The organism is Nitrosomonas sp., from assembly GCF_040256045.1.
In the GTDB taxonomy this organism is placed as follows: Bacteria; Pseudomonadota; Gammaproteobacteria; order Burkholderiales; family Nitrosomonadaceae; genus Nitrosomonas.
On sequence record NZ_JBDZWD010000053.1, the window covers coordinates 9,629 to 13,777 of the forward strand.

At 49.1% G+C, this 4,149-nt stretch carries 6 protein-coding genes; 2 read left to right on the forward strand and 4 right to left on the reverse strand.

Features of this window, described 5'->3' with window-relative positions; translation table 11 throughout:
* Nucleotides 1-10: 10 nt before the first annotated feature.
* Both ABUL11_RS09465 and ABUL11_RS09470 read left to right on the forward strand, forming a co-directional pair.
* Nucleotides 11-127: a CbbQ/NirQ/NorQ domain-containing protein gene (locus tag ABUL11_RS09465; protein WP_350283613.1), complete on the forward strand. Its 117-nt coding sequence runs from the start codon at nucleotides 11-13 to the stop codon at nucleotides 125-127.
* 4 nt (nucleotides 128-131) lie between these two features.
* Nucleotides 132-2,084: a nitric oxide reductase activation protein NorD gene (locus tag ABUL11_RS09470; protein WP_350283607.1), complete on the forward strand. Its 1,953-nt coding sequence runs from the start codon at nucleotides 132-134 to the stop codon at nucleotides 2,082-2,084.
* 130 nt (nucleotides 2,085-2,214) lie between these two features.
* On the opposite strand, the gene ABUL11_RS09475 is transcribed toward ABUL11_RS09470, so the two are convergent.
* The 4 genes from ABUL11_RS09475 to ABUL11_RS09490 form a co-directional block, all read right to left on the reverse strand.
* A complete protein-coding gene (locus ABUL11_RS09475) occupies nucleotides 2,215-2,463 on the reverse strand; it encodes a type II toxin-antitoxin system Phd/YefM family antitoxin (RefSeq protein ID WP_350283608.1) in 249 nt (82 codons plus the stop codon).
* 260 nt (nucleotides 2,464-2,723) lie between these two features.
* Nucleotides 2,724-2,927 (reverse strand): PEP-CTERM sorting domain-containing protein, encoded by a 204-nt coding sequence (locus ABUL11_RS09480; protein WP_350283609.1) that lies wholly within the window; start codon nucleotides 2,925-2,927, stop codon nucleotides 2,724-2,726.
* Nucleotides 2,921-3,619, reverse strand: a complete 699-nt coding sequence (locus ABUL11_RS09485) for a hypothetical protein (RefSeq protein ID WP_350283610.1) — start codon at nucleotides 3,617-3,619, stop codon at nucleotides 2,921-2,923. Before ABUL11_RS09485 ends, ABUL11_RS09480 begins: the two co-directional genes overlap by 7 nt.
* A 326-nt stretch (nucleotides 3,620-3,945) precedes the next feature.
* Nucleotides 3,946-4,149 (reverse strand): hypothetical protein (locus tag ABUL11_RS09490; RefSeq protein WP_350283611.1); only part of this gene is annotated, 204 nt, incomplete at its 5' end.

Below are 4,149 nucleotides of genomic sequence, written 5' to 3' on the forward strand. Positions count from 1 at the left end.
CGCAACACTGATGGCTGCCGGGCTGGATCCCTATCAGGCGGCCCAGGCTGCACTGATCGAGCCGCTGAGTGACGAAACGGAAGTACAACAGGGATTGCTCGAACTGATCCGTGCTACTTTCGGCTAAACCTATGTGGCAATGGCTGGAACTGGAAGAGCAAATCGGCCGTTTCTGGCACCGGCTGGTCGGGCAGGCTGCGAACAGTTACCTGGAATATCCGTCAGCGGCTGTTTCACTCGAATCCGTTCATACAGCGTTATACACGTTCTTTCATGGCATGGGAGGTCATCATGGCCTGCCACTGGTTGCCGGAATGCCGCAGACGACGCCCCACCGCAGAAATCTGAAACAACGCCTGGGCGAGGATGTGGAGAAACTGCCGCTGGCAATGCTCGATCGGGAACGGCTGATGCTGCCGGCCTCGATCAGCCTCTTTCCGGAAACATCGTTGAACCGGCAATGCTACTTCTGGCTGGCCGCTTTTTTTGCATCAGCACCAGAATTCATGCCAGCTTCATTCCCGGATGATCCGCTGCAGGCAGATCTGGTTTTCCTGCATTACGCTGACCGGATCAGCTTCCACGTTTGTGAACGCTATCCGGGACTGGAAAAAACCTACCGTACACTGTGTGCCCATGTGCTGCAATCGCGCCCGCATCGTTCCCTGCCGCCACAGGAACAGGCAGTGGAAACAGCCGTTCTCGCACTGCTTGGGCAACCCGGCACCAACCCGGCAGAAATGGATTTACTTGCCCGTATTCGGCAACCCGAACCCGATTTCAGTGATCTGCCGGCGGATAAAGGATACCACCCCTTCCTGCCTGTACCGTTATGGGGGATGGTTCAGCCGAATTCATCGCAGCAAGGCGCTCGTCAAACAATGCCCGCAGATACCAATGCAGACCACACAGATCGATCTGCCCGCCAGGAGGAAGACAAACGCCGCAGAAAAGCCAGACGCGGGAGATTCGATCAGAGCGAACGCGATGATCCCCTGCTGCTGAATCGTTTCGAGAAACTGATCACCTGGTCGGAAATGGTAAACGTCAACCGGGCAGTAGAAGATGAGGACGAGGCGGATGCCAGGAATGTGGCCGAATCGATGGAGGAACTGGCGATCACCTCTCATCCGCGCAGCGCTTCCACCGTATTGAAATTCGATCTCGATCTATCACCGGAAGATACCGACCCGGCTAGTCTGCTCGCGCAGCTGACTTATCGGGAATGGGATTATCGACGCAAGCAATATCATGCCGCCCATTGCCAGATATGGTGCCAGACTGCCAGTGAAACCGGAGAGCAATGGGAGCCCGATGACAGCGCCCGGCGGCAATTTCGCCGGGTTAGACGACAATTCGAGGCACTCCGCCCTGACAAGGAAATTCTGCCCCGGCAACTCGATGGCGCAGAACTGGATCTGGATGCACTGGTACGTGCCCGTGCTGATCAGACTGCCAGCGGCAAAGGTTCCGATCGGCTGTATCTCGCTGTACGGCAGCAGACACGGAATCTGGCGGTGATGATTCTGGTGGATGTCTCTCTGTCTACCGACAGCTGGATCAACAACCGGCGCATACTGGATATCGAGAAAGAAACACTGGTCGCCCTGGCGACAGGAATTGCCGCGTGCCGGGATACTTTCTCGATTCATGCCTTTACTTCCCGCAAGCGCCATTTTGTAAAGCTGACCACCATCAAGGATTTCGATTCCCCTTTCAGCAGCCGCACACTGCGACGAATTGCCGCTTTACGGCCGGGGTACTATACCCGGATAGGAGCAGCATTACGCCATACCAGCCAGTTGCTTGCGCAGCGGCCGGAACGCCATCGTCTGCTCCTGCTGCTGAGCGATGGCAAACCGAATGATCTGGATCACTACGAAGGACGTTACGGTATCGAAGATACCCGTCAGGCTGTGATGGAAGCCCGACGGCTGGGATTGAAACTGTTTGGTATCACGATCGATCGTGAAGCGAAGGACTATTTTCCGTATCTGTTCGGCCGTAGCGGCTATGCCATCATCAACCGGCCGGAACGGCTCATCGAAATCGTCCCGGCACTCTACCGGCAGTTAACCGGCTGACTGCCATCTGCTTCCCAGATCACCTTAAGAAGTGATCAAACCCATCACCTTTACCGTCTTTGCGAATGCCACAGGCTATGAAACAATCCAGAATGATTGCAGCCCGCTAAATGCGTATCCGGCAGCAGGCTCAAGGCGCCACTTCCCCCGTAAATAGCTGTGCAATTTCTTCATTACACACATCAATATTATCTGGTACCTCAAACTTGCCTTTGGCGATACCGATACGCTGGCTGAAAAATGTTTCTTTAATTGCAACCAGGCGGGCAACTGAACGACCATTACGAACGATGATAATTTCACGCTCTCGCCCCTGTTCGATAGCTTCTACCAGACGGGACAAGGAAGATTTTGCCTCCAGCATATTGACAAACTGCATTGTGAACTCCCCAAATCCAATAAGAGTATTAATCCGGTCTGGCTTAATATACTTTGGCAAATCGGAACGAATGAATCCACTGAACCTTTATCCCCCACCTGAAAAGTCTCACGTATACAGATTGAACATACCCGGTTCCGCGAAACCTCATTTGGCTCCGATCGTCATCGCAAACCCTGGAAGGAAGGATGAAGCAATCCAGAACGACTTGCTTCACCCCGTACAGTTTCAGACCGGACAAACCAGCCCGACCTGCTCAATCAAGATTGACGGCGACGGAAGAACAGCAGCACCATACCGCCCAGCCCAATCAGCAGGATGCTGGCGGGCTCAGGAATGGAAGTTACCGGCCCACCTTGTGTATCATTAATTTCAAAACCAACTCCTGTTATAAAAAACTGTGAATTTCTATTTATCCCCTCAATGGCTCCCAAATTAAATGTAGGAGCAGATCCAATTAGCAATGTAGTAATCCTGTTATTGGGGAAAATTCATGACGAAAAGCACCGTCACTAGCACTAGTGTCTGGGGAATTTATTACACTTACCCCATTAATTGCTCCACTTAAACCTAAAGAATAGTCAAAATCTCCTGATATTCCAGCAACCCAAATCGATCTGTCATAATTAGAAGCATCATCGACATCCACGAACGAGATATCGACGGGTGATGAAAATCGTACTTCCATCCATTCAATAGTCAGAACGTTTGAATAAGATGCAGTATCGAAACCAGGAATGATAAGCCCACCCCCAGGTAAATCGGTTTCAGTAATATTAAAATTCGTGTCAGCTAACGCAACGAAACCAATACCTGGCTCACCAATGTTACGTGGATCATAATTAAATACTCTTTGCCCGTTGGGCAATGAAGTTGGAGCAGGGCCAAATACTGTCTCATTCCCCATTTCATCAATTTCGACTTGATAACCCCTCATCGTCAGAGTAACGCCATTAGAGATCTGAGAAAGTGTATTAGCTCCAATAATCGTTGAAGGATCAAGTTTATTAAACGCTACTTCAATTGGAGCTGCAGAAACTATTGGTGTAATCCCTGCCAAAATTGATATACAAGTTAATTTTAAAAAGTTTATTTTTTTGTAAATCTGCTTTTTTGTCATTCCAATTCCTTTAATATTGTATTTATTAGAGCGCATTAGCCATCTCGAAATGAAACATAATCAGGGTTTATTGGTACTTGGGCTGGTTTCATCAGTCGAGCGCCAATATCTCAAAAGCAATTTTCATGCCATACAAAATAAGATATTGAATAACAACAATAAATGGCGAAATTATAGCAATGTCATGTCATGTCATGTAAAAATTGTCGACACACTTTTGGTGCTCTGCAAACTTTTTTTGAATTTTTTACGGGATTTTCAACGAATTTTTTCTGTTCTTTTTCACAAGAACGAGAAGAATGATGTGGAATTTCAAAGATGAATGAACAAAGAAGAGGAAGTGTAAAATATTCCGACAAGAATCATGTCAGGCCGTCATTTTTTGCCGGGTTATCGGTTGGGTGATACCCAAGCACCCCCTGCGGAATTTTATTTGTCTCTTTGCGAACACCAGAAGCATGAAGCAATCGGCAGAGGATGCCTGACAGCTGAATAGAAAGCGAAGTTACAAGTAACCTGAGTTCGGGATAAGAAAAGAGGAAGTGAGCGCCCGCCTTTTTGCGTAA